The following is a 23958-nucleotide window of genomic DNA, read 5'->3' as shown; positions in this document are numbered from 1 at the left end:
TTTTGCCGGGAAAGGACGGTTTTCGCGAACTATTCGACCCAGCTATCGAGATATGCTTTTTGCTCGTCGGTCAATTTGTCGATGCCGATGTTCAATGCTTCCAATTTGTATTGGGCAACCATTGCATCCAGCTCGTAAGGTACGTTCAGCACTTTTTTGCCGATGTTTTTGTACTGTTCGTTGACATACGCCAGCGAAACAGCTTGCAGGGCAAAGGTCATGTCCATGATCTCTGCCGGGTGGCCGTCGCCTGCTGCCAGGTTTACGAGGCGTCCTTCTGCAAGAAGGTACAGTTTTCGACCGTCTGCCATGACAAATTCTTCAATATCTTTGCGCACGATTCGCTTGGATGTCGACAGGGCGCCAAGCTCCACTTTGTTTACTTCGACATCGAAGTGGCCTGCGTTGGACAGGATCGCGCCGTCTTTCATCACTTCAAAATGCTCTTTGCGGATCACGTCGCGGTTTCCGGTCACGGTCACGAAGTAGTCGCCGTGCTTCGCCGCTTCGCTCATCGGCATTACTTCGAAGCCGTCCATGTACGCTTCTACCGCTTTGATCGCGTCGATTTCGGTCACGATGACTTTCGCGCCAAGACCTTTCGCGCGCATCGCCACACCTTTTCCGCACCAGCCATAGCCGGCTACGACAACGGTTTTCCCTGCTACGACCAGGTTGGTTGTGCGGTTGATGCCATCCCATACGGATTGGCCTGTACCGTAACGGTTGTCAAACAAATATTTGCAGAAAGCGTCGTTCACCGCTACCATCGGGAACTCCAGCTTGCCTTCTTTTTCCAATGCTTTCAAGCGCAGAATCCCTGTTGTCGTTTCCTCTGCGCCACCGCGTACTTGCGACAAGAGATCGCGGCGCTCGCTGTGCAGGATGGTCACCAGGTCGCCACCGTCGTCGATAATCAGGTCAGGGCGCGTCTCCAGCGTTTTAATCAGGTGCTCCTTGTACTCGGCTGGATCTGGATTGTACTTCGCAAAAACGCGGATGCCGTCTTCCACCAGCGCCGCGCAAATGTCGTCCTGAGTGGAGAGCGGGTTGGAGCCTGTAATCGTTACTTCAGCGCCACCGGCTTGCACGACTTTTGCCAGGTACGCGGTTTTTGCTTCCAGGTGCAAGGAGATCGCCACTTTCAGTCCTGCAAATGGCTGCTCTTTTTCAAAACGCTCGCGGATGCGGTTGAGAACGGGCATGTGCTCTTTTACCCAGTCAATTTTCAAATGGCCGCTGTGTGCAAGCGACATGTCTTTTACAATGCTTTCAGAAACGGTGTTCATGTATGGGTAGACCTCCTTTTATCTCATAAACACAACCCTGTCTATCATATCATACGCAAGTACAACCATCATCTCTTTTTCCTGTTCCCGCCAATTTTTCGGCACACGGCTGCAGGTGTCGCCCCGCGAACGGCTGCGCTGCTGAAAGCGAGCCTCGCCGCTGCTGTCAGATCGCATCCGCCTTCGCTGCCGAAATGGCGTTTTTTGCTGCGCCCTGCTGCTGTCCTGCATTTGTCGTCAGCAGCTCCAAAAACCGCAGCAGCGCCTGTGGCATCCATTTTTTCTTATGATAGACCAGTTGGCGGTAGACGCGGACTTCCGGATGGGAAAAAGGCAGGATGGTGAGCGTACCGTTTTTCGCTTCTTCGGCGACGGCGATGTAAGGAACGAGCGCAATCCCTAAATCATATGCGACGCATTGCTTGATCGCTTCCAGACTGCCGAACTCGGACGACGATGCGATCGTCGCTCCGGCGTCGCGCAGGACAGACTCCATGATCGAGCGGTAGCTGCATCCGGCTTCGGTAAAAATCCAGTTTGCTCCGGCGAAATCGCGCGCTTCGAGCTGTTCCAGCCGGGCCAGCGGATGGTTGGGCGCGGCGATGACCACCAGCTTTTCTTCGCCGAGATTGGTGTTCACCAAATCGGGATGATCCTGTAGCCAGTCGAGCACGAAGGCGAAGTCGTAGTGCCCCTCCTTGACGCCCTGACGCAGTTCGTGACAAATTCCCGGCTTCAACAAAATGCGCACGCGCGGGTGCTCCGTGCGAAATGCTTGCAAAAAAGGCGGGAGGAAAAAAGCGGCGAGCGATTCCACCGTGCCAATGCGCAAGGTGCCAGCCAACTGCGCCTGCTCGGACAGGTTGGCCCTCGCTTCGTCCAGCACCGCCAGCAGTTGCTCGCTGTAGGCGAGAAGGGCTTCTCCGGCGTGGGTCAGTCTGATTTTTCGCCCCCACCGCTCAAACAGCGTGACGCCAAAATCCGCCTCCAGGTTTTGAATCTGCGTCGTCACGCTGGATTGCGCATAGCCCAGCACCTCTGCCGCGCGGGTAAAGCTCTGGCATTTGGCTACCTCGCGAAAGGTCAGCAAGTAGCGCGTATCCAAATTCCTCTCCCTCCTTTTTCATCGAAAAAACCGATTTTGATTATCTAATATTATAGATAACTCCGATGATTATGTCTATGCTACACTACCTCTACAAACAACCGAACGATAAAGAGAGGGAACATTCATGGAAAAAGCAACTGTGCAAACAGCGGGCTTCGCCAAAACGCTGCGGCTGCCGCAAATCGTCGCCTTGTACATCGGGGCCGTCATCGGGTCCGGCGTGCTGCTCATCCCGGGGCTGGCGGCAGAAAAGGCAGGCCCCGCCTCGATCCTCGCCTGGCTGGTCATGTCGATTCTCGTCTTGCCGATGGCACTCACGATGGGACTGCTGTCCGCCCGCTACCCAAGTTCCGGCGGCGTCTCCACCTTTGTCCGCACGGCCTACGGCGACCGCTTCGGCAACATCGTCGGCTGGTTTTTTCTATTATCTGTGCCCATCGGCGCCCCGATCCTCAGCGTGACCGGAGCCAACTATCTCGCGGTGCTGCTCGGCTGGGGCGACACGCAAATTTACGCGGCGGCTGCGCTCATTTTGACCGCGGTGCTCATCATGAACGTGTTAGGGATGCACGTTGCCGCTCGCGTGCAAACGATCGTCGTCGCGCTCATTATCTCGATTTTGATCGTGGCCGTCGTCGCTGCGCTGCCGCACGCTTCCGCCGCTCACTTCACTCCGTTTGCCCCCAACGGCTGGCTTAGCGTCGTGCAAGCGGCAGGGCTGTTATTTTGGTGCTTTATCGGCTGGGAGGCGGTCACGCACTTGTCCGAGGAGTTCGTCGATCCGGCGAAAAATGCCATCCGCGGCGTATTGTGGAGCGCGGGCATCGTCGCCCTCCTGTACTTTGCCGTCGCGTTCATGACGGTCGCCACTCACAGCTATGGCGCAGGCATCTCGGCGGCAGCGCTGTCCGTCATGGTTCAACTGTCACTCGGGCCTGTCGGCGGCTGGATCGTGGCTGTGACTGCCTTGTTTATTTGCATCGCCACCACCAACGCCTACATCGGCGCGGCGGCGCGGATCGCCTATGCGCTGGCGCAGGAAAAGATCGCGCCCCGCTGGTTTGGGCTGCTGCACGCGAAATACCGGACGCCGATCGGCGGGCTGTTGTTCCTCTCGCTCTGCTTTGGCGTGGTGCTGACGGTCCTGTATGCAGGAGTGATTGACCTGGCCCGGCTGATCGAGCTGCCCACCGCCACGTTTTTTGCCACCTACATCGGCGGGTGTCTCGCCGGAATCCGGCTGCTGCGCAACCATCGTCTCGGACGGCTGGCTTCCTGGACGTCGCTCGTCTTCACTGTCGCGCTTTATCCATTTCTGGGCTGGTCCGCGCTCTATCCGCTCGTGATCGCCGCCTTGCTGCTACTCTGGCAAAAGCGCATGGAAAAACGCATGACCGCGTAGCATCAAGACAGGTCGTTTCTTCTTCCCGGGAAACGCACCTGTCTTTTTTTGCGCTTGCAAACAGTTTCCTCGCTCATGAATCTTGCCCGTCGTCTTTCCCCATGCTAAAATGGCGACATTCCCAATCGTCGGATGTTTGGAGGTTTATCCTATGACATTGCAAAAACCTGTCCGCTCTTCGCTCGTGAAACAGATTGCGGAACAACTGGTGCAGCGGATCGAATCAGGCGCGTGGAAGGTCGGAGAACGCATCCCGCCTGAGCCGGAGCTGGTGGAGCAGCTCGGCATCAGCCGCAACACGCTGCGCGAGGCGGTGCAGGCGCTGATCCACACAGGCATGCTGGAAGCGCGCCAAGGCGATGGCACTTACGTCCGCTCGTCCAGCGAGTTCGGCGCAGCGATGCAGCGACGGCTGCGGCGCTCGACCTTGCTGGAAATTTTGGAGGTGCGGTACGGACTGGAGCGCGAAATCGCCCGGCTGGCTGCCATGCGCAGGACGGATGCCGATTTGCTGCAAATCCGGCAAAAGCTCGACGCTTCCCTCTCGCTCAGGCACGATCCGCAAGCGTACATCACCGCTGACGTGGCGTTTCATATCGCGGTCGCCCACGCGACACACAACAGCGTCATGATCGACCTGTACGAGCAGATGACCGAATCCTTGCGCCTGTCTGTCAGCGGCACGCTGGATTTCCACGACCTGTTGGACCAGCAGGCAATCACACATACGGCTCTCGTCCAAGCGATTGCCGAACAAAGTCCTGACGCGGCGGAAGAAGCGGCAAGCAACCTGATTCAAGCCAGCAAAACAGCTCTCACGGAGCTGATCGAGAAAGGAGGGATGGACGCATGAGCCCTGCCACCCTGACAGCAGCGAAAAGCAAAGCGCAGCCTGTCACTCCCAAACCGTTTCTCATCATCGCCGGAATTATTTTGATTACATTTGCCATGCGCTCTCCGCTGACGGCTGTTGGCCCTCTGGTCGGCTCCATCCAAGGCGACCTCGGCCTGTCCAATGGAATGTCCGGACTGCTGACTACCGTTCCTTTGCTCGCCTTCGCGCTGCTCTCGCCGCTGGCACCGGGCATCGGGCACCGCTTTGGCACGGAGCGCACGCTCTTTGCCGGACTGCTCGTCGTCCTCATCGGGCTGATTCTGCGCTCCTCCGGCTTCGTCTTCACGCTGTTCGCCGGAACCGCCCTGATCGGAGCAGGCATCGCCATCTGCAACGTGCTGCTGCCCGGCCTGGTCAAGCAGCGCTTCCCGCAAAAAGCCGGGTTGATGACCAGCGTGTACACGACCACGATGTCGATGTGTGCCGCGCTCGCTTCCGGCATCAGCATCCCGCTCGCCAGCACAGGCGGCTGGGGTTGGCAAGGCTCGCTCTTCTCCTGGGCGCTCCCGGTCCTGTTCGCCATCGCCGTCTGGCTGCCGCAGCTTCGCGCTGACGGAAGCCAGCCAGGAAAAAGCACGGGCGAAAAAAGCAAACAAGGGCTGTGGAGCTCGCTGCTCGCCTGGCAGGTCACGCTGTTCATGGGCTTGCAGTCGTTTCTGTTTTACTGCACGATCGCCTGGCTGCCTACGCTCTTGCAGCAGCACGGCATCAGCCAAACCAGCGCCGGATGGATGCTGTCGCTCGTGCAGGCGGTCAGCCTGCCTGCGAGCTTTTTCACCCCTGTGCTCGCTTCCCGCTTGACGAATCAGCGTTTGCTCGCGGCTGTAGTCGGCCTCTTCTCCCTCGTCGGCTTCGGCGGGCTTTTGCTCGGCACAAGCGAGCTTCTGCTCTACCTCTGCCTGTTGCTGCTCGGCCTCTCGCAAGGCGCCTGCATCAGTCTCGCCCTCACCTTTATCGTCATTCGGGCCAAAGACGTGCGCCAGGCCGCCCGGCTATCCGGCATGGACCAGTCTGTCGGCTACTTGCTCGCTGCGGTCGGCCCGATTTTTGTCGGCTTTCTCTACGATTTGCAGCACTCCTGGACCGTGCCGCTCAGCCTGCTCTGCCTCGTCAGCGTGTTGGTCGTCACAAGCGGCATCGGGGCCGGGCGCAATCAAACCGTTTGAGCGTCACGTCAAAAAGCGTGCGGACCGTCACTGGTACCCGCACGCTTTTTTCTTTTGGAGGCAGAAGCGCCTTCCCGCGCTTGTTATATGGTAAAATATAGAAAAAAGAGCGGCACAGGCCAAGGAAAGGTGGCGAATCATGAGACGCTTGTGGTTGTTCAGCTTGACGCTCCTGCTGTTTTTGCCAGGATGCGAGGAACCGGAAGTGGAAGTCACGCTGCCGAAAGAGGTGGAAAAGCGCATGGAGGAGCAGCTTCACGTCGACATTGTCGTTCCGCCTGCGGAAAAGCTCGCGGTCAAATACGCCGAAATCCGCTACCCGCCGATCGTAAACCAGCAGCAGATCGCCGGCCCCTCTGTCGCCGTCATTGTGTACACCGATGAAAAAGGCGAGCTTCTGCCACTGACTGACGAGCAGCGCGCCGTGATGCGAAACAGGCAGCAACGCGAACTGTTTTACGGTGAATACGCTGGCAGGCCGGTCATCATCATGGAAATCCACACGATGAAAAATTTCCTCGCCGACGCGCAATCACAGCTCATCGAAGGAATGGCGGTCGAGTACGGGCAAAAGGAAACCGACTCAGGGACGTACGCCTTTTACAGCTTCAATTACGATGACACCGCTTATACGACCACCTTTTTGCTCCAAAACGGGATGACCACAGAAGCTGCCGTCGACTTCAACCGCAAGCTGATCCGCCTGCTTAAAGGCCAGGGGGAGTCGTAGCGCGTTTTCCTCAAAATCGCAAAAAGCTGGATGCAAAGCACCCAGCTTTTTTTGTTGCCCGCTATTCGTCTTTGCCAATCAGCCGGAACGTCTTGCCGTCCGCAGACGAGAGGTAAAAAGTTTTGTCGACGCTGCCGCCCAGTTCGCCCGCGTAGTATTGGACGGTCAGTCTGTACTTGTTCGTGCCGATTTTGGCGAAGTACAAAAGTTCATTGAATTGCGGAAAACGCACGAAGTCGTAAATTTCGTATTTCATGAACGAGAAATGCTCGCGCAAAAAAGACTCGCTGACATTCAGCTTGTTTTGCTTCACATACGCGACGAGGTCGTCGTAGCGCCTGATCTTTTTCTGGTCCATCACATCGCGGACAAACGCCGCTACGGCATCGGTCATCGCCTTTTTCTCGCTCTCGCTCACCTGGCCCGGGAACAGCTCTTCCATTTTGCTGTCCAGTCGGGTCAGCATCGCGACGGCCTGCGCTCTGCTGATCGTTTCTTGCGGGCGGAACGTGCCGTCCGGATAGCCGGAGAGAAGCCCCATTTTGTACGCCGGATAGACGGTCATGACCTCATGCTCGTTTTTGGGAGACAGGTCGGAGAAAAACCGCGCCGTCGTTCCCCGGTATTTTTCGCCCTCGGACTGATGGCCGAGCGCTGCCAACAGAAGGCGCGCCGCCTCCAGCCGCGTCATCCCATCTGTCGGTTTGCCTGTCGTCATGATGCCTGCTGCCGCCAGGTGGCGATACGTTTGCTCCGACCAGCGGCCCGAAGCTTTCGCTACATACGTCTCTTTGACAAAAGCGTCCGGCTCGTGTCCTTTGTAGGACGGGAGCACGCGCTCTATCAACGAAAGAAACTGCTCCTGTGTCACTGTTTTCTCCGGTTGAAACGTCCCGTCCGGGAAGCCTTGAATCAACCCGGCTTTGGCTGCCTGCTCAATCTCCTTGGCCGCCCAGTGTCCTTTTGTGTCGAGGAAGGAGACGGAAGCGGTGACGGCCTTTTCCTCCCTGGCCTGGGCCTGGGCCTGATTCGACTCGCCAAGTGCTGTGCCTGCCCAGGCCATCGACAGGACAAGCGCCCATACAGTGGCTTTTTTCCCGAATAGTCGCGACTTGTTCTCCATCCCGAGTACCACCTTTCTTCACAGGAATTCCGTTATTCGTAGGACGCAAACTTTGTCGGAAAAGTTTCGGCATACGCCGTAGAAATTGTTTCCATTTTCCAAACACGCAAGAAAAATCAGCGAAGCCAAGCGATTCGCAGCGCCTTCGTTGCACGAAAAAAAGCCGACTGGCCGTCTAGGACGATCAGCCGACTTTTTGTTTTCATCCGTTTTGTTTTTTGCCTGTTACACGAAAAAGAGTTGATGAGTGCCGTCGTGAGCAAACGGAGCCTCGACCAGACGGTCAACCAGTTCCAGCCCGTACTTGTTCGCGAAGGGGAAAAAACAGAGCTTGCGTTCCTGCAAGCCGCCCTCGGGCAAAAGCGTCGTCTCGATCCGCTTGATCCGGTTATAGGCGACATCTTCTTTTTGCTGCAAGGAGCGAATCAAACGTTCCTCCAAAAAGGACACCTGCTCAAGCAACAGCGCACTGTTCTTTTCCGCCAGGCCGCGCATTCCCGGGTCCAGACGCAGCACCTCTTCCACGAGCGGACGGTACATGGCCTGGATTGATTCGCGCGCACTGGCAAATTGCTCATGCAGCGGATGCGGCCCTTGCTTTTTCTCCCACTCGGCTTTCCAGCCCGCAAAGTCGGTCAGCACCTGTTCGACCGTAAGCTCCAGACTCTCCAGCAGACGGAGGTGAGCGCCTTCCACGAGGGTGATGGACATGCGCGGCAAAACAATCGGCATCTGCATCCCGAACAGCTCGAAAACTTCGCGATAGTACGCCCAATAGGCGATCTCGCCTGGCCCCCCGATGAAAGCCACAGTCGGAAACAAATGCTCCTGCATCAGACCGCGCGTGACGACATTGGCGCTGAATCGCTCAGGCTGCTCCTGGACCAGCCGCAGCAATTCCTCGCGACTGTACGACTGCCGTCTGTTGACAAAGCGATCCAGATGCCGGGACAATAGCAGCCGGTCTTCCCCTTCGTAGATGAACAGGTTGGCCTGTTGCTCGTCAACTTCAAGCTGCAACGGATACCCGGCCGCTGCGATCCGGTCTTTTGCCTTCACGAGCAGGCGGGCCATCTGCTCGTTTTGTTCGATCACCTGCTGAAACACGGGGCGTTCCAGCTCCCGTACGAACGGCAGCGATGACTCGACGAGGATCAGCCCATGCTTTCCGAACAGTTGGGCCATCAGCCGGGCAAACCACTCCGCCACCGTAGCCGAGCTTTTGGCTGTTTGCGTCAGCAATTCCCGCACGTTTTTCGTTTCGGCTGTCTCAGTTTGTTCCTGGAAAAAAGCATCCAGGAACTGCATACACACCTCTTCTTCCAAAGCCAGCTTGCTTGCCGACATGCGCCCTTTTTTTCGCAGCTTCAGCCGTTCCTTGTGCAGACGGGTATCGCTATCCGCCGCCCAGTACACATGATCGATTTCATCAATGTCATGGTCTTCTCCGGCGATCCAAAAGACGGGGACGACGTTTGTTTGCAGTTCGGCCGACAGCTTTCGCGCTGCCTGAATCAAATGAACCGCTTTGTTGATCGTGTACAGCGGGCCTGTGAGGACTCCTGCCTGCTGGCCGCCGATGACGACATATGTATCCGGCTGCTTCAGTAATTCGATGTTTTTCAGCGCTTCGGGGTGAGTGCCTATTGCTTCATTAAAGTTATGTAAGCCTTCCGCCAGTTGCTTCCGCTCGAAGGTTTGCGTGGAGAGCCACTTCAACCGTTCCCGGTATGACTGATCTTGGTAGGGATTGTGCGCGAATAAGGACAAAGCAGATTCGTTCTGCTGCTGGTACTCTCGTGCCAGCCGATTTGCCAATGGAAGCGCAACACGTTCAACATTCATGCTAGCTCACCTTTCTTAGGGCGATGGTCACTGCAAATTATACCACGCTAGCCATCCACAAAAAACAAGACAACCCGCCAAAATGGGTTGTCAAAGTGTAGCGCTGTTTTTTCTTAAAATTGAGGCGGTGTGACAGACCAGATCAGAACGGCTTCCACGTCGCCGCTGTTGTCAATCGTGTGCGATTTGCTGCTGTCAAACGAGATGCTGTCGCCTGTCTCCAGCACGTGCTCTTCATCGTTGAACCTCGCTGTCACGCTTCCGGCGATCACCGTGAAGCATTCCTCGCCTTCGGTCTGGACGAATTTGTCCGCGACCATTTCTCCTGGCATCAGCCGGACCTCCAGCATGCCCAGCTTGGCGCTCCCTCCCATTGAGAGCAACGAATACGTGCCTGTCGATTCGGGAAAAACCAGTTGTCTGCGCTTTTGCAGACGTGTCACGTGTACTTGCTTTTGATCGATGTCCTCGAAGAAATGAATGATCGGGGATTCCAGCGCCTTTGTGATTTTCCACAGCGAATCCAGCGATGGCTGGGAAATTCCCCGCTCCACCTGACTGAGCAGCCCTTTGCTCAGCCCCGTTTTTCCTGCCATGATCTCCAAGGTAAATCCACGTTCTTTTCGAATCATCCGAATCTTATGTCCGATGCTCTCGATGGGAAGTCGCATAGTTCCAACCTTCTTTCTTATCGGAATAAATACGATATGTATAGCCAGTGCGTTACACCACATCCATCGTCTTGATTATGCCCGTCGTAAACAGCACTATATAGACAAGTCCAAACCAGAGAAACGACAACCGCCAAGCGGAAAATCCTACCTTTTTCAAGGAGAGCTTCCCTTTCAACTTCACCTGGAACCAGCCTAGCAGCACAATCGTCACCAGGAAAAAGCAGCTAACCCACCACCAGGCTGACATCGCTTCTGGCCAGATGAGCTCGTACGCGGAAACAGCGGAACGAATCACCAAAAAATTCGTGATATTCACCGCCCAACGACCTGCCAATCTCTTGTTCCGCTTCACCATGTACACAATCAAATAGACAAGCGGAAATCCTAAGAATGGCACTACGGTCAGCGTCCCCCAAAAATAGGACCAGAAAGTTGTCCACATGGCCATCTACTGTCGCCTCCCCTCCTTCCCTATTCCCATGCCAGATTTTAGAAGAATGACGCGAAGCAAGGTCTCGTGCAACGGAGTAGGAATCCCGGACTTTTTTCCTAGTTCGACAAGATAACCGTTGATTGATTGTACTTCCGTAGACCTATTTTTCATCACATCTTGCAGCATAGAGGAAAGATTACGGGAAGTACTTCGGCAAATAACGACAATTTCCTGCCAGTCTTTTTCCCCAATTTTTTGTCCGGCGAAAGCAGCTACCTGCGCGGCTTCATCAAACAAATCGCGCATCAGCGCTTGTGTATGCGAACTGTCGAGGAGTGCCCCGTTCGGGATTTCAAACAATGCCGTAAGCGGATTTATCAAGGCATTGGCGAGCAGCTTTCTCCACGCATGCGGTTCAATCGCTTTTTCGTAGATCGCCGTAATCCCCGCAGCCGATGCCCATTCGACAAAGGAAGCGATCACGGGATCTCTGCTGTTTCTCTCCTGCCATGGTCCGACACGCAAAGTGCCTGTCCCGGTATGCTCCACTTCCGTCGCGGAATGCCTTCTGGCTCCTTCTGTGTGAATGGCGAAAAAGCATTGCGCGTCCGCAAGCACTTCTGCGAGCATTTCCTGGTGCCCCATCCCGTTTTGCAGCGCGACGACGCGCGCGGCAGGATTCAAGTCGGTCAGCGCCGGAAGCAACGGAGGCAAATCAGGCTGCTTGACGGCGAGCAGGTACAGGTTCCCTGCAGGCAAGCCAGCTTCAATGGGGCGGGCAGGTACCATCACCTTTGTTTTTGTGCCGTCCAGACGCTGGAGCGAAAGTCCTTGTTCCATGAGTTGATTCGCCTGAAGTGAACTGCGCGTAACGACGGTCACGGACAGTCCAGCGAGCGCAAGCCTTGCTGCGTACAGCAAACCAACGGAACCACCGCCAACTACGACCACTTGCAAATCGCTAGTTACTGGCTGCATTTGTTCACCTACATTAATCAATACTTATTTTATAAGAATAGCAGAGTTTAGGAGATTGTTCAATTGATTGGAACAAAAAAGATCGCAATTATCGAAAAATTCTCTGTTGATTCTTTCGTTTACATGGCCGGATGAGGTGAAAACTTTGGGTGTAGTACGTGCTGTGTTTTAAAAGCGGCCTTCATCGGCACTTTTGGTGCGGCGAGGAAAGAGACGAAATCGCTGTAGCTTCTTGGGCTCCCTGCTGGGGGGCTGGACTGCCTGGCTGCGGGGAAAAAGCGAAACCGCGTCCAAAAGTGGTTGATTCAGGGAGCTTCTCAGAGTTGGACGCTAAAAGCGTGTTTCGCTTTTTCCCCGCAGCCTCGGTTGGGAGCCCAAAGAGCTTTCGCGGATTTCGTCTCTTTCCTCGTCAGGGGCCAAGGGGGATGTCGGAGGGGAAAAAGAAAGGGCAAGGTAAAAAGATTGGACAAGAATTAAAGAAGGAGTGCGGGCATTCGTGTAGACCTTTCTGGGAGCTATCATTCTACCTGCTCGACCATTCGCAATGCTTTTTGAATCTGCTTCCTTGCCTTGGGCAGCCTGACTTCCTGATTTACAATACAAAAATCAACATCGAACGAAAGAAACAGCTCGCAGAGGAATTTACCTTTTCGCCAGCCAAAAAAGACTGCCGCCCAAAGGCGACAGTCTCCAGCCATTCCCTCCTACACCGGATAAACCGGATGCTTCCGGTCGGAGAACACTTGCCGTTTGTCCTTGTAAATCTCGTAGCGCGCAATCAGGTCCTGGCGCAAGCTGCTCGGCGGAACGATCGCGTCGACGATCAGGTTCGAGGCCAACAGGTACAGATCGATGTCCTCCTGGTACTCCTTGCGCTTTTCCTGAATGAACGCCTGGCGCTCGGCCGGGTCTTCGATGGCCTGAATTTTGTTGCTGTAAACGGCGTTCACCGCTGCTTCCGGGCCCATTACCGCGATTTGCGCGCCGGGCAGGGCGATACACGCATCCGGCTCGAACGCCGAGCTGGCCATCGCGTACAGTCCTGCTCCGTACGCCTTGCGCACGATGACGGAAATTTTCGGTACGGTCGCCTCGGCCATCGCCGAAATCATTTTCGCCCCGTGGCGGATGATGCCCGCGCGCTCCACCGCTGTGCCGATCATAAAGCCCGGAACATCGGCCAGGAACAGGAGCGGGATGCCGAACGCGTCGCACAGCGTAATAAACCGCGCCGCCTTGTCGGCCGAATCGACGAACAGGACGCCGCCCTTCACCCGCGGCTGGTTGGCGATAATCCCGATCGGCTTGCCGTCCAGACGGGCAAGACCTGTAATCAGCTCCTGGGCAAACAGCTTTTTAATCTCGAAAAACGAATCCGCATCGACCAACGATTGAATGAGATCGTGCATGTTAAAGGGCGCGTTTTGATTTTCCGGGACAATGCTGGAGATGTCCTTGGCCGTTTCGATAGGGCCTTTAGCCGCTGCCAGCGGAGGCTGTTGCGTGTAGTTGGCCGGAAAGAAGCTCAAGTAGGTGCGCGCCGACCGAATCGCTTCCTCTTCATTGGCAGCCAGCACGTCGCCGCAGCCGCTCACCGAGCAATGCATCCGGGCGCCGCCCAGCTCTTCCAGGCTCACCTTTTCCCCGATCACCATTTCGGCCATGCGCGGGGAGCCAAGGTACATGCTCGCGTTTTTGTCGACCATGATGACGATGTCGCAAAATGCCGGGATGTACGCTCCGCCTGCAGCGGACGGGCCGAACAGGATGCACACTTGCGGAATTTTTCCAGACAGCTTCACCTGGTTGTAAAAAATCCGGCCCGCTCCCCGTCTGCCAGGGAACATTTCCAGTTGATCCGTAATCCGCGCCCCGGCCGAGTCGACGAGATAAATCAGCGGCACGCGCATTTTTTCGGCCGTTTCCTGAATGCGGATGATCTTTTCCACCGTCCGCGAACCCCAGGAGCCAGCCTTGACCGTAGAGTCATTGGCCATGACGCACACTGTCTGGCCGTTTACTTTTCCGATGGCGGTCACGACGCCGTCTGCCGGCAAATCTCCCGCCATGACATTGGCGAACAGCCCGTCCTCGACCATAAATTCATCGTCGAACAACAGCTTCAGCCGATCGCGGACAAACAGCTTGTTTTGCTCCTTGAGCTTTTCGTGGTACTTGGCATCGCCACCTTGCTGGATTTGCGCGATCTTTTCCTGCAACGTCTCTTCCAAATGTTTGCTCATCGGCTACTCCCCCTCGTCACTCTCCGCGATAGTTCGGTTTTCGTTTTTCGGCAAAGGCTGCCAGCCCCTCCAGGCGATCTTTGGTCGGAACGAGCAACTGGTAGGCGTTGCTCTCGATCAACAGCCCTGCTCCCAGCTCGACCTCGCCCCCGCAGTCAATCGCGAACTTCGCCTGTGCGAGCGCCAGCGGAGCGTTGTTCGCAATCTGGGCAGCCATCTCCAGCGCTGCGCCCATCAGTTGCTCCGCAGGCACGACGCGGTTGACCAGCCCGATCGACAGCGCCTCGTCCGGCTGGACGCGCCGCGCAGTAAAAATCAGCTCTTTGGCAATGCCCTTGCCCACCAGCCGCGGCAGGCGTTGCGTCCCGCCCGCTCCCGGAATAATCCCGAGCGACGTCTCCGTCAAGCCTATTTGCGCCTGATCGCTCATGATCCGCAGATCGCAGGCGAGCGCCAACTCTGTGCCCCCGCCCAGCGCCAATCCGTTGATGGCGGCAATGACCGGCTTCGGCAGCTTTTCCAGCTCGCTGAACGTGTCGCGAATCGTTCGGATGTAGTGCTCGACCTGTTCAGGCGACATGCCGCGCCGCTCCTTCAAATCCGCGCCCGAGCAAAACGCCTTGTCTCCCGCTCCTGTCACGACCACGACGCGCGTGCTGCGATCGCCCGCCAACTCTGCGACAAGCTGTCTCAGCTCGGTCAATGTCGCGAGGTTCAGGCAGTTGAAAACGTCCGGCCTGTCAATCGTCACGACACCGACCATGCCCTCTTTTTGGTAAGAAATCGTCATGTAGCCCTTCCTCTCTACGTATGCTCCTCCAACTGGCGTTTTGCCAGGTTTGCTTTCAGCACTTTCGACGACAGCTCCCGGCCAAGCTGCTCCTGGATGTAGGCGCCTGCTTCCGTCAGTCGGTTCAGGTCGACTCCGGTTTCATAGCCCATGCCGTGCAGCATGTAAACCAGATCTTCCGTCGAGATGTTGCCTGCCGCGCCGGGAGCGTACGGACAACCGCCCAGGCCGCCAATCGAGCTGTCAAACGTGCGGATGCCTTCTTCGAGCGCCGCCACCACATTCGCCAGACCCGTTCCGCGCGTGTCGTGAAAATGCCCGGCCAAGCGCTCGGTCGTAACATCTTTCACAAGTTCCGCAAAAATCTCGTGTACCTGCTTCGGCGTCGCCACCCCGATCGTGTCCCCGAGCGAAACCTCGTACACGCCCATCTCCAGCAGCGCATCGGTGACTCTGCGGCTGTTGTCAACAGGAACGTCGCCTTCGTACGGACAACCGAAAACGGTGGAGACGTACCCGCGCACGCGCATCCCGAGAGCGAGCGCCTCCTTCGCCACTTCCGCCAGCACGGGAAAAGTTTCCGCGATGCTCTTGTTAATGTTTTTGCGGTTGTGGCTCTCCGAGGCGGACATGAACAGGGCGATTTCATCGAGACCGCACTGACGCGCCCGCTCCAGACCGCGCACATTGGGCACAAGGGCGCTGATCTGCACACCTTTTTTTTCGACAGGCAAAATCCCTCGCAACACTTCTTCCGCGTCAGCCAACTGCGGAATCCAGCGCGGGTTGACAAAGGAGCTTGCCTCGATCCTCTCCAGTCCCGCATCCAGCAGCTTGTGGATCAAGGCGATTTTCGCCTCTGCGGGCACGATGGCACTCTCATTTTGCAGCCCGTCTCGGGGGCCAACCTCTACAATTTGCACCTTCACGCTCATCCCGCCTCCTTTCCTAGCGACCGCTCAGTTTGAAAGGAAAAAAATACTACTCGAGAACGACGATAACGTCGCCATCGTTGACAAAGTCCCCGACGTTCGCTTTGACTTCCACGACTTTGCCTGCTTCCAGCGATTGCACCGGCACTTCCATTTTCATCGATTCCAGCACGATGACGTCCTGGCCGTCGCTAATTGTGTCGCCTGGCTGCACCAGGACGGAAATGACTGTTCCTGCCATGTTTGCGGTTACTTGCTTCATGAATGACCCTCTCCTTGTTTAGTGATTGGATTTGGCTTGGCGCTCGGTGATAAACCAGGTGGTGTAATCTCCGGCCTGGAAATGCTCGTCTGCCAATACTTCCTGTAAAAACGGAATGTTCGTTTTAATACCAGTAATCAGAAAATGGTTCAGCGCTTCCTGCGCCCTTTGCACCGCTTCTGCGCGGGTCTGCCCGGAAATAATCACCTTGGCGATCATCGGATCGTAAAAAGGCGTGACCTGTGTGCCCGACTCCACTCCGTCGTCGATCCGCACATGTTCCATGACAGGCGACTGATACAGGCTGATCGTGCCTGGCGATGGCAAAAACGTCACCGGGTCCTCCGCGTAGACGCGCAGTTCGATCGCGTGGCGCTTTGCCTGCACTTCGTCCTGGCTGATCGGCAGCGGATGTCCGTCCGCGATGGCAAGCTGCATGGCTACCAGATCGTAGCCGGTCATTTCTTCCGTCACGGCATGCTCCACCTGCAAACGCGTGTTCATTTCCAAAAAGTAAAAGGTTTTGTTTTCATCTACAATAAATTCGACCGTGCCCAGACCCGTGTAGCCGACGGCCTTCGCTGCCTTTACGGCTGCTTCGCACAGCTTCGCGCGCGTGGCTGGGTCGAGGAATGGCGACGGGCTTTCCTCCAGCACCTTTTGATGGCGCCGCTGGATCGAGCATTCGCGCTCCAGCAAATGAATGACGTTGCCGTCGTTGTCCGCGGCAATCTGCACCTCAATGTGACGCGGGCGCTCCACGTACTTTTCCACGTACATCGCATCGTTGCCGAAATAAGCTTTTGCGCGGCCCTTGGCCGACTGATAGGCCTGGAGCAACTGCGACTCCTCCCGGCATATTTGCATCCCGATCCCACCGCCGCCTGCACTGGCCTTCAGCATGACCGGATATCCGATTTCGGCCGCTTTGGCTGCTGCCTCTTCCACGGTCGCAAGCGATTCCTCGCAGCCTGGTACGACAGGCACGCCTGCCTCCTGCATGATTTTGCGGGCGGTCAGCTTGTCGCCCATTTGCCCGATGACTTTTGGCGAAGGGCCGATGAAGATGAGTCCTTCCGCTAAAACGCGGCTCGCGAACGCTTCGTTTTCCGAAAGCAGTCCGTAACCGGGGTGAATGGCATCGGCATTCGTGCTCTTGGCAGCCGCGATAATTGCCTCCACGTTCAAATAGCTGTGCGGCACTGGTGGCGGGCCGATATGGACGGCCTCATCTGCTTCGCGGACAAACGGCAGGTCGCGGTCGGCATCCGAATAGACCGCTACGGTCGCGACTCCTTGTTCGCGGCAGGTGCGAATGATCCTTCTGGCAATTTCACCACGGTTTGCGATCAATACCTTGCGCATGGCAACGCTCCCCTCTTTGACAAACCGGCTTCAATCGAAAGCGTTTCCAAATCGTTTGCTCGGTTTGTTTCATGTGCTGCTTACTTCTATTTTGCCATGAGAATGAACATAGTTCTAGCAAGAAATTTTAATTTTTTCCAAGGAAGCGCGATCACTTCCTGTCAATTCCTAGACGAATCAAAGAAAACGCTTCGGAAAATCCAATCCTTGTGTATAATAGAGGAGAGTGGCCGAAGCTGGCCAAGGCAAAGAGCTGTGAGAGGAGTGGCTAACCATGTTTGAAGTAAGACGTTTACAGATCAACTACAAGACACTGGAGGAATTCCAAAAGTTTCGCGAATTTGGCCTGGAGGAGCTTTCGATGAAGGAAGACCTGGAGGCGAACATCGTGGAGAACGATTCGGAATCTCCTTTTTATGGTATTTATGACAACGATCTTCTGGTAGCACGCATGAGCCTCTATAAAATCGACGGGAAATACGATCGTTATTTCCAGCCAGCCCAAGATTACTACGAGCTGTGGAAGCTTGAAGTTCTGCCTGACTACCGCGGCAAAGATTACGGGACAGCTCTGGTTAACCACGCAAAAAGCTTTGGCGCTCCTATCAAAACCAATTCCCGCTGTCGTGCGGACGAATTTTGGCTGAAAATGGGCTTTACCCCTGTCAAGTACAATCCGATGCGCGACCGTGGCGAAAACCCTTACGTCTGGTTGCCGGAAAACGTGGAGCTGCAAGACTAGCTCTTCGTCCGGACGAGAAAAAAGAAGCGGACTGAACACCGCTTCTTTTTTCTGTCGAAAGCCCTGCATTTATTTTTCCACTCGCTCCAGATTGCCGTTTTCATCCATTTTGAAAATGGCTTTGGCGGATTCTTCTTCCTGCAAAAAGGCAAGCTTGCGAGCCCGGTCCATGATCTGGACGAGGGCGCGGTAGTCGTCGTTTACGCCCTGCACCTGCTCCAGTTCTTTTTTGGCGCGCTCGTGCGCTTCTTTCAATTCTTTTAACTCCAAATCTTTTCCTTCCAACTCTTGTTCCAATTGTCGCAAGCGACGGGCCATTTCTTTCTGGTTGACGAGCATGCGAATCACGGATTCGATCTGCTCCTCCTCCACTACCTCCAGCTTGGCAGCCTGCGTCTCCGAAGCAGCAGGCGCCGCCTGCCTTGGCGGCAACAAAACCGCATCCGTCTCGGCCGCTGCGGCCGGCGCTTGTATCCGACCCATTTTTTTCAGTTGCTGTCTTTGGCTCTTGGCAATCGAGATTGCTGCATCGTAACGTTTGCGCACGCAACTATTCCAGCGAAAACCGCACGCTGCCGCAGTCCTACCCAACCTTTGACCCACTTCTTCAAATGCGGCAAGCTGTGTGCCGCCTTCGCGTATGTGGCGCAAGGTGACTTCCGCCAACACGAGATCGTCATCTTCGGTCCATGCGTCTTGTCTGGAAGCTACCATATGAGTCCCTCCCGTTACCTTTAAAAAGGATGATGTAGTTCATCCTATGCTTTTCCCTACTCTTGTAGAATCGCTTTCTACTAGAAAAAGTATGTCCAAGCAAATAAATGTTTAAACGAGAAGAACCCGAATAGGCGAGAACTACTGCTTGGTGAGGAACTTTTGCACGACGGACACGTGTTCGGGACTGCCCCAGAGCTGTGCGCACTGATCGACTTCCCGCCTGATGCGCTCCTCGCGCACGAGCCCTTCCCGCTTCCAGCGGACGAGTTGCATGTACGCCTCGATCCCGACAAGCGGCTGCGCCGCGATTTTTTGCGCAAAGGCGTAAACGGCGTCCGCAAGCTGCTCGTGCGGATAGACTTCGTCGACGAAGCCGTAAGCCTTGGCCTGCTGTGCAGAAAGCCTTTCCCCGGCGAGCAAAAGAGCCAGTGCCTTTGACTCAGGGAGCAGGTCCAAAAGCCGGCTGCCTCCGCCCCAGCCAGTCGTAATATGCATGCTGATCTGGACGAAGCCAAACAGCGCCTGCTCGCTGGCGAAGCGGAAATGGCACGCCCCGGCAAATTCGCAACCGCCGCCTACCGCCGCACCGTTCACCATCGCGATGACCGGTTTCGTGCATCGGTCGATAGAAGACAGCAGATCCGCCACTTTGCTGAGCAGCGGATGCGCTTGCGCACGCCCTCGCGCCGCAATGAACTGGTTCAGGTCGCCGCCGGATACAAAGCTTTTGCCTGTGCCCGTGATGACGAGCACCTTCACCTGCGGATCGGCCTGGCAATCGGCCAGCACCTCGTGCAGCTCGTCGACCAGCTCCATGCTGATGGCGTTATGTACGTGCGGACGGTTCAGCGTAATCGTGGCAATCCCTGCTTCTTTTCGGATCAGTAACGTATCCATGAACAGTCTCCATCCTTTTCTTCGAATGTATTTGCTTTATTGTACCGTGTCGCCCGCGAAAATCATATCAGCGCGAGAAAACTTGGCTTTGCCGGTCTTTTGGCGAAGCCTTGGCTGCTCTTGTGCCGCTAGAACTTTTTAACGACGAAAAAAAAGAGAAGGCCTACGCCTTCCCTCTCCGGTTACGACAACAAGTTTTTCATGGCGGATGAATTGAAGCCGACGATCAGATTCTCGCCATCGGTGAGAATCGGACGCTTCAGGAGCTGCGGCTCTTCGCTCAGCATCTCCAGCAGCTCTTTTACAGACATGTCGTTGATGTCCACATCCAAGTTTTTGAAGCGCTGGCTTCTGGTCGACAAAATTTCGTCGAGTCCGTTTGTCGTCATTTTAATGATGTCGAGCAGCTCTTCGGCTGTCGGTGGATTTTTGAACAGGTGACGCTCTTCGTAGTTGACGCCATTCTCTGCCAGCCAAGCTTTGGCTTTGCGACAGGATGTGCAGCTCGGATACGTGAAAAACGTCAATTTTTGTGTTCGTGTACGCTCAGCAACTGCCATCGGTTACCCCTCCGTCTCATCTATACAAATTCATTTGCGTATGTTCTTGGTGCTGCTGTCTGCTTTCGTTAATTGCTTAGAGCTATTAACTTGCAAAAAGTAAGCTAATAAAAATTCTTTCTTTAGTTTGGATTATAAATCTACAATAAACACTATGTCAATAGTAGTTAATCTAAAAACTAGGCAGGAAATCGGGGGATGTGCTGTTGTAGCACACTGCCACCTTAACAAGCCACACAAAATCGGATACACTTATGAGGATGTGAAATTTTTTCAAACAAATGTTGAACAAGGCTTGTCACGTTGAGAAAGGGGTATCCGGCATGGACCAAGATGCGCAGAAGTTAACCAGTGCTTTGGCAGACCCCACCCGTTTTTCCATTTACCAGTTTGTCGCGTACAGCAAAGAGCCCATCACGGTTCAGGACGTCGCAGACCACTTTGCCATTCACCCGAATGTAGCGCGCCTGCACCTGACCAAGCTGGAGGACGTGAATCTGCTCACGGCCGTCTCGGACAAAAGCGGCAAAGGAGGACGTCCCAGTCGATTGTATTCACTGTCTGAACAGGTGGTGAGCCTGCAGTTCCCACCGCGCGACTATCAGTTGCTGGCCGATATCGCGATCGAAAGTCTGCTGTCGCTCGGTGAGGCGGGCGAAGCCGCTCTTATCCATATGGGGCATCGCATTGGTACAGAGATGGCGAAACGGGCGATTGTCCAAAGCGGATTGAATTTGCAAACGGCTACGTTGGAAGAAAAATTGCACCTGATCCATCGCCTCGTCGTGGCTCAGGGATTGAGACCGGACATTGAAAAGCTGGAAGACGGCAAGCTTCGTTTTCGCGTAAACAACTGCACGTTTTCCGACACCGCCAAGAAATATCCGAGCGCTGTCTGCCAGATGCACAACGCTCTTTTGATGGGAATATTCGAAACGTACTTAGGGAACATTGAATTACGTGAGGATGACTCCATGATTCGGGGCTGCAAATCGTGCAACTATACGGTCATCCAGTTCTGAGCAAGCGAAAACGTCCTCCCTTGGGCGCGCCCGTCTTTTTTTTGTTCGGCGCGTCAAAAAACCGTCATAGCTTTATCGTTTACACGTCTTCGCCTGTCCTATATAATGGGGAAGGAATCTTGTAAATCTTACCGATCTAGGCAAAAAGGGGGGACAACAAATGGATCGTATGTATCGCGTTCTCGGTTTTTGGACCATTGTAATCGCGCTGATGGCGTTCTGGGGCGGTCTGTACCCGATGTCGCTCATCTTCTTCGGTCTTACTGCATTCTTTGTAGCGTTGAGCTACATGAGCCTGACTGAACGAGTGTATATCAACATTTTCTTCGGCTTCATGTTCCTGTCTTTTGTAGGGTTCACGTACTACACCTTCTTCGTGATGCCTGTAGGCGGACAAGAACACGCTTTCATGCAACTGATGATGTAAGAAAAAAAGATGCTCAATCGCGAGCATCTTTTTTATTGGCGGAAAAACGCAGGCAAGGCAGCGGCATTCGGCTCCATGCCTTTTTGCTGTACCATGACCCGGAAGCGGCCGCCCAATCCGGCTGGGTCGATCAGTTGCAAAATCGCCCGGTTGCGCTTCATCGCCTTGCTTGTAAACGGGTCCGTATCCTGGTGCGCAACCGCTTTGTGCAGCAGCCCGCATTGCAGCAAAAACTTGTCCTGGCGCATGTAGCAAACCTCCTGCAAGCCTGCTGCTTCTCCATAGCGGCTCCAGGCGGAAAAGTTGACGTGCGCGGTAATATCCTGCTCCCCGACGTGGATGTACGGATTGTCGTGGGCCTGGTGGCGGTAGTAGCACATCAGCGTCCCTTTTTTTCGGCTCGGGTGGTACAGCTCTTCCTGGCGATCGCCGTAATCAATCGTCACGACAAAGCCTTTTGCCAAGAGGCGCCCTACTTCTTGCGCCGCCTGTTTCAGCCCCAGGTTCACCTCGATCCGCATGCCTGCCGGAATCGGCAGAGCCGCGTCTATTTCAGCCAGAGCAGCGAGCAATGGCGCGGTCGGCTCCCGCAGCACCTCGCAAAATTGCCCCTCTTTGCAAGTCACCGCTACTTCCTGCCAGCCTGTCTTCGTCCGCTCGGCCACGTGAACGGGAAAGGCATCGAGCCATTCGTTGGACAGGACGACGCCTTCTACTGCTTCTCCGCAAGCGGCATCCGCAAGCGAAGCGTGCCACACCTTTTCCACCTCATGCTCGCGCAGCGCTTCCTCCTGTCTTCTCCGGTGATAAGGGCTTGCTTCGATGAGAACGACTTTCAACCGTTTGTACACGTCCGGCGCACTCTCGCGTATTCGTCCCAGCATGCTGCTGCACAAGGAGCCGGTACCTCCGCCGATTTCGACGAGCACGGGCTGCTTTATCCCCGCTGCGCGCCACAGCTCGCTCACCGCATCCGCCAATGTTTCTCCAAACACCGCGTGTACCGTCGCGCTGGTAAAAAAATCGCCATCTTTGCCTACCTTGGGCAAGTCCGACATATAATAGCCATAGGCGTCGTGATAGAGAGCCAGCTCCATAAAGCGCGAAAACGAAATGGCGCGTCCCTCCTGGCTTTCGATTTCGTGGCGAATCTGTGCGATGATATCCATTCGTCTCTTCTCCTGCTATCCAAATTCAACCTGATAAGGCTATAATACGAAAAAGAAGTCATACAATGTGGAAAGGTAAGCGACTTCCATCATGAAAGCAAAAGGTGAAAACATGCGCAAATTTCTGCTCGTCTTGTTCCTGCTTGTATGTCCGCTGACGGCGTTCGCCCAGGAAGAAACGGCGCTTCCTCTGGAACAGCTCATCCTGCAGCAGCATTTCACTCAGAAAGAGCTGGAGCGAACCCTCACCTTGCTCAAGGATGAAGAGTCTCGGACATACCGGGATATCGCTCAAATCGACCTCGACCTGCAGCGTCAAAAGCTCGTGATCGAAGCGATGCAGCGCCATGCCGGCGAGGTGGCACGGGCTTACTACATGGGTGAACGAGTCAATCTTCTCACTCTTTTACTTAATGCTGAAAATTTCAATCAATTTTTATTGATGTTCGAATTTTATCAGCTACTGTACGAGCACGACATGAATCGGCTCCAGGCGTACCATGCCGAGCGCACAAAGCTTGCTGTCATGCAGACAGACAAGCAAGACCGGCTGGCTCTGCTCCAGGATCTGCGCAAAAAATACGAGCAGCAACTGGCCGAGATGCTCGCCATCCAGGCGGAAAAAGAGAAAAACGTGCAGAAGCTGGACGACCCGACGGCCGTAGAAGCGTTGATGGACCATTTGATTGATGATTGGGAAAAGCGCGGCTTGCCCGCCTTCCAGACGTTTTTCGGCATGCTGGCCAAGGTGATGGTGCAAGTGCCTGAGCTGGCTACGCCCGATCGCATCCAGTCGGACGGCTTTTTCAACCATACGCTGACGATCAAGCAGAGCGATTTCAACCAGTTTTTGATGCAAAAGGACGAGTTGTTCAAGCAGTCGCGCTTCTCTTTTGAAGACAACAAACTGATTGTCGAAGGCACCTACGACCATATGGAGCTTCGTCTGGTGGGCAGCTACGAGCTCGTCTCGCCCACCCAGTTGAAATTCCACATCAGCGAGCTTTACTTCGACGGCTTCGCGTTGCCGCAAGCGACCGTGGACGAGATGGAAAAAGCGTACGATCTCGGCTTTTATCCCGAGCTGATCTCGCCCAACATCCAGGTGCAGGGCATCAGCCTGCAAAACGAAGAACTGAAGCTGCAACTGAAGCTGAACTTGCCGTTCGGCTTCGGAAAGAAATAAGGC

24 protein-coding genes are annotated in these 23958 nt (G+C 55.2%); 8 read left to right on the top strand and 16 right to left on the bottom strand.

Features of this window, described 5'->3' with window-relative positions:
- Positions 1-29 precede the first annotated feature (29 nt).
- Entirely contained in the window at positions 30-1289 is a 1260-nt protein-coding gene (locus tag BA6348_RS11915) for an adenosylhomocysteinase (protein ID WP_007784192.1), read from the bottom strand.
- A gap of 166 nt (positions 1290-1455) precedes the next feature.
- Entirely contained in the window at positions 1456-2394 is a 939-nt protein-coding gene (locus BA6348_RS11910) for a LysR family transcriptional regulator (protein WP_122952915.1), read from the bottom strand.
- Positions 2395-2521: 127 nt separating this feature from the next.
- Here BA6348_RS11910 and BA6348_RS11905 point away from each other — a divergent pair, with 127 nt between their 5' ends.
- From BA6348_RS11905 to BA6348_RS11890, 4 genes are all read left to right on the top strand, one after another.
- Positions 2522-3799, top strand: a complete 1278-nt coding sequence (locus BA6348_RS11905) for an APC family permease (RefSeq protein WP_122952916.1) — start codon at positions 2522-2524, stop codon at positions 3797-3799.
- 151 nt (positions 3800-3950) lie between these two features.
- The gene (locus BA6348_RS11900) at positions 3951-4652 is read left to right on the top strand and encodes a FadR/GntR family transcriptional regulator (protein WP_005833002.1); all 702 of its coding nucleotides are present in this window, start codon (positions 3951-3953) and stop codon (positions 4650-4652) included.
- Positions 4649-5860, top strand: a complete 1212-nt coding sequence (locus tag BA6348_RS11895) for a CynX/NimT family MFS transporter (RefSeq protein ID WP_122952917.1) — start codon at positions 4649-4651, stop codon at positions 5858-5860. The genes BA6348_RS11900 and BA6348_RS11895 overlap by 4 nt, the downstream gene beginning before the upstream one ends.
- Positions 5861-5999: 139 nt before the next feature.
- Positions 6000-6590, top strand: a complete 591-nt coding sequence (locus tag BA6348_RS11890; RefSeq protein WP_122952918.1) for a hypothetical protein — start codon at positions 6000-6002, stop codon at positions 6588-6590.
- A 61-nt stretch (positions 6591-6651) separates the two neighbouring features.
- On the opposite strand, the gene BA6348_RS11885 is transcribed toward BA6348_RS11890, so the two are convergent.
- From BA6348_RS11885 to BA6348_RS11840, 10 genes are all read right to left on the bottom strand, one after another.
- Positions 6652-7713: an S-layer homology domain-containing protein gene (locus tag BA6348_RS11885; protein ID WP_026557390.1), complete on the bottom strand. Its 1062-nt coding sequence runs from the start codon at positions 7711-7713 to the stop codon at positions 6652-6654.
- Between the two features lie 225 nt (positions 7714-7938).
- Complete coding sequence (gene bshC / locus BA6348_RS11880) at positions 7939-9558, bottom strand: bacillithiol biosynthesis cysteine-adding enzyme BshC (protein ID WP_005833010.1); 1620 nt, start codon at positions 9556-9558, stop codon at positions 7939-7941.
- A 113-nt stretch (positions 9559-9671) separates the two neighbouring features.
- Positions 9672-10229 carry a helix-turn-helix domain-containing protein gene (locus tag BA6348_RS11875; RefSeq protein WP_122952919.1) on the bottom strand — a complete coding sequence of 186 codons (558 nt, stop codon included), beginning with the start codon at positions 10227-10229 and terminating at the stop codon, positions 9672-9674.
- A gap of 52 nt (positions 10230-10281) precedes the next feature.
- The gene (locus tag BA6348_RS11870) at positions 10282-10680 is read right to left on the bottom strand and encodes a DUF3397 family protein (RefSeq protein WP_005833013.1); all 399 of its coding nucleotides are present in this window, start codon (positions 10678-10680) and stop codon (positions 10282-10284) included.
- Positions 10681-11643: a ketopantoate reductase family protein gene (locus BA6348_RS11865; protein WP_007784179.1), complete on the bottom strand. Its 963-nt coding sequence runs from the start codon at positions 11641-11643 to the stop codon at positions 10681-10683.
- A gap of 704 nt (positions 11644-12347) precedes the next feature.
- Positions 12348-13886, bottom strand: coding sequence for an acyl-CoA carboxylase subunit beta (locus BA6348_RS11860; RefSeq protein WP_005832704.1), 1539 nt, complete (start codon positions 13884-13886; stop codon positions 12348-12350).
- Positions 13887-13902: 16 nt separating this feature from the next.
- On the bottom strand, positions 13903-14676 hold the full coding sequence (locus BA6348_RS11855) for an enoyl-CoA hydratase-related protein (protein ID WP_025845088.1): 774 nt from the start codon (positions 14674-14676) through the stop codon (positions 13903-13905).
- Positions 14677-14690: 14 nt separating this feature from the next.
- Complete coding sequence (locus tag BA6348_RS11850) at positions 14691-15605, bottom strand: hydroxymethylglutaryl-CoA lyase (protein ID WP_005832709.1); 915 nt, start codon at positions 15603-15605, stop codon at positions 14691-14693.
- A 52-nt stretch (positions 15606-15657) separates the two neighbouring features.
- Positions 15658-15870: a biotin/lipoyl-containing protein gene (locus tag BA6348_RS11845; protein ID WP_005832711.1), complete on the bottom strand. Its 213-nt coding sequence runs from the start codon at positions 15868-15870 to the stop codon at positions 15658-15660.
- 18 nt (positions 15871-15888) lie between these two features.
- Entirely contained in the window at positions 15889-17235 is a 1347-nt protein-coding gene (locus BA6348_RS11840; protein WP_005832712.1) for an acetyl-CoA carboxylase biotin carboxylase subunit, read from the bottom strand.
- A gap of 274 nt (positions 17236-17509) precedes the next feature.
- Between BA6348_RS11840 and BA6348_RS11835 the strand changes: the two genes are divergently transcribed.
- Positions 17510-17977 (top strand): N-acetyltransferase, encoded by a 468-nt coding sequence (locus tag BA6348_RS11835; protein ID WP_005832713.1) that lies wholly within the window; start codon positions 17510-17512, stop codon positions 17975-17977.
- Positions 17978-18046: 69 nt separating this feature from the next.
- Here BA6348_RS11835 and BA6348_RS11830 read toward each other — a convergent pair whose 3' ends face one another.
- From BA6348_RS11830 to BA6348_RS11820, 3 genes are all read right to left on the bottom strand, one after another.
- Entirely contained in the window at positions 18047-18691 is a 645-nt protein-coding gene (locus BA6348_RS11830) for an RsfA family transcriptional regulator (protein WP_005832715.1), read from the bottom strand.
- A 141-nt stretch (positions 18692-18832) separates the two neighbouring features.
- Entirely contained in the window at positions 18833-19591 is a 759-nt protein-coding gene (locus tag BA6348_RS11825) for an enoyl-CoA hydratase/isomerase family protein (protein ID WP_025845094.1), read from the bottom strand.
- A 182-nt stretch (positions 19592-19773) separates the two neighbouring features.
- Positions 19774-20151: a Spx/MgsR family RNA polymerase-binding regulatory protein gene (locus tag BA6348_RS11820; protein ID WP_005832718.1), complete on the bottom strand. Its 378-nt coding sequence runs from the start codon at positions 20149-20151 to the stop codon at positions 19774-19776.
- Positions 20152-20474: 323 nt separating this feature from the next.
- Here BA6348_RS11820 and BA6348_RS11815 point away from each other — a divergent pair, with 323 nt between their 5' ends.
- Positions 20475-21173 (top strand): helix-turn-helix transcriptional regulator, encoded by a 699-nt coding sequence (locus BA6348_RS11815; RefSeq protein ID WP_007784168.1) that lies wholly within the window; start codon positions 20475-20477, stop codon positions 21171-21173.
- Positions 21174-21333: 160 nt separating this feature from the next.
- Positions 21334-21600, top strand: coding sequence for a DUF2626 domain-containing protein (locus tag BA6348_RS11810; protein ID WP_005832721.1), 267 nt, complete (start codon positions 21334-21336; stop codon positions 21598-21600).
- Between the two features lie 32 nt (positions 21601-21632).
- On the opposite strand, the gene BA6348_RS11805 is transcribed toward BA6348_RS11810, so the two are convergent.
- Positions 21633-22769, bottom strand: a complete 1137-nt coding sequence (locus BA6348_RS11805) for a class I SAM-dependent methyltransferase (protein WP_005832723.1) — start codon at positions 22767-22769, stop codon at positions 21633-21635.
- Between the two features lie 112 nt (positions 22770-22881).
- Here BA6348_RS11805 and BA6348_RS11800 point away from each other — a divergent pair, with 112 nt between their 5' ends.
- A complete protein-coding gene (locus tag BA6348_RS11800) occupies positions 22882-23955 on the top strand; it encodes a hypothetical protein (protein WP_007784163.1) in 1074 nt (357 codons plus the stop codon).
- Positions 23956-23958 lie beyond the last annotated feature (3 nt).

It is taken from the genome of Brevibacillus agri (genome assembly GCF_004117055.1).
GTDB lineage: Bacteria > Bacillota > Bacilli > Brevibacillales > Brevibacillaceae > Brevibacillus > Brevibacillus agri.
This window is presented reverse-complemented; position numbering and strand designations above follow the sequence as displayed.

Bases quoted from the DNA above. Each gene is read 5' to 3' on its own strand.
- BA6348_RS11915 (WP_007784192.1), bottom strand. From the start codon at position 1,289: ATGAACACCGTTTCTGAAAGCATTGTAAAAGACATGTCGCTTGCACAC.
- BA6348_RS11905 (WP_122952916.1), top strand. From the start codon at position 2,522: ATGGAAAAAGCAACTGTGCAAACAGCGGGCTTCGCCAAAACGCTGCGG.
- BA6348_RS11900 (WP_005833002.1), top strand. From the start codon at position 3,951: ATGACATTGCAAAAACCTGTCCGCTCTTCGCTCGTGAAACAGATTGCG.
- BA6348_RS11895 (WP_122952917.1), top strand. From the start codon at position 4,649: ATGAGCCCTGCCACCCTGACAGCAGCGAAAAGCAAAGCGCAGCCTGTC.
- BA6348_RS11890 (WP_122952918.1), top strand. From the start codon at position 6,000: ATGAGACGCTTGTGGTTGTTCAGCTTGACGCTCCTGCTGTTTTTGCCA.
- BA6348_RS11885 (WP_026557390.1), bottom strand. From the start codon at position 7,713: ATGGAGAACAAGTCGCGACTATTCGGGAAAAAAGCCACTGTATGGGCG.
- bshC (WP_005833010.1), bottom strand. From the start codon at position 9,558: ATGAATGTTGAACGTGTTGCGCTTCCATTGGCAAATCGGCTGGCACGA.
- BA6348_RS11875 (WP_122952919.1), bottom strand. From the start codon at position 10,229: ATGCGACTTCCCATCGAGAGCATCGGACATAAGATTCGGATGATTCGA.
- BA6348_RS11870 (WP_005833013.1), bottom strand. From the start codon at position 10,680: ATGGCCATGTGGACAACTTTCTGGTCCTATTTTTGGGGGACGCTGACC.
- BA6348_RS11865 (WP_007784179.1), bottom strand. From the start codon at position 11,643: ATGCAGCCAGTAACTAGCGATTTGCAAGTGGTCGTAGTTGGCGGTGGT.
- BA6348_RS11860 (WP_005832704.1), bottom strand. From the start codon at position 13,886: ATGAGCAAACATTTGGAAGAGACGTTGCAGGAAAAGATCGCGCAAATC.
- BA6348_RS11855 (WP_025845088.1), bottom strand. From the start codon at position 14,676: ATGACGATTTCTTACCAAAAAGAGGGCATGGTCGGTGTCGTGACGATT.
- BA6348_RS11845 (WP_005832711.1), bottom strand. From the start codon at position 15,870: ATGAAGCAAGTAACCGCAAACATGGCAGGAACAGTCATTTCCGTCCTG.
- BA6348_RS11840 (WP_005832712.1), bottom strand. From the start codon at position 17,235: ATGCGCAAGGTATTGATCGCAAACCGTGGTGAAATTGCCAGAAGGATC.
- BA6348_RS11835 (WP_005832713.1), top strand. From the start codon at position 17,510: ATGTTTGAAGTAAGACGTTTACAGATCAACTACAAGACACTGGAGGAA.
- BA6348_RS11830 (WP_005832715.1), bottom strand. From the start codon at position 18,691: ATGGTAGCTTCCAGACAAGACGCATGGACCGAAGATGACGATCTCGTG.
- BA6348_RS11825 (WP_025845094.1), bottom strand. From the start codon at position 19,591: ATGGATACGTTACTGATCCGAAAAGAAGCAGGGATTGCCACGATTACG.
- BA6348_RS11820 (WP_005832718.1), bottom strand. From the start codon at position 20,151: ATGGCAGTTGCTGAGCGTACACGAACACAAAAATTGACGTTTTTCACG.
- BA6348_RS11815 (WP_007784168.1), top strand. From the start codon at position 20,475: ATGGACCAAGATGCGCAGAAGTTAACCAGTGCTTTGGCAGACCCCACC.
- BA6348_RS11810 (WP_005832721.1), top strand. From the start codon at position 21,334: ATGGATCGTATGTATCGCGTTCTCGGTTTTTGGACCATTGTAATCGCG.
- BA6348_RS11805 (WP_005832723.1), bottom strand. From the start codon at position 22,769: ATGGATATCATCGCACAGATTCGCCACGAAATCGAAAGCCAGGAGGGA.
- BA6348_RS11800 (WP_007784163.1), top strand. From the start codon at position 22,882: ATGCGCAAATTTCTGCTCGTCTTGTTCCTGCTTGTATGTCCGCTGACG.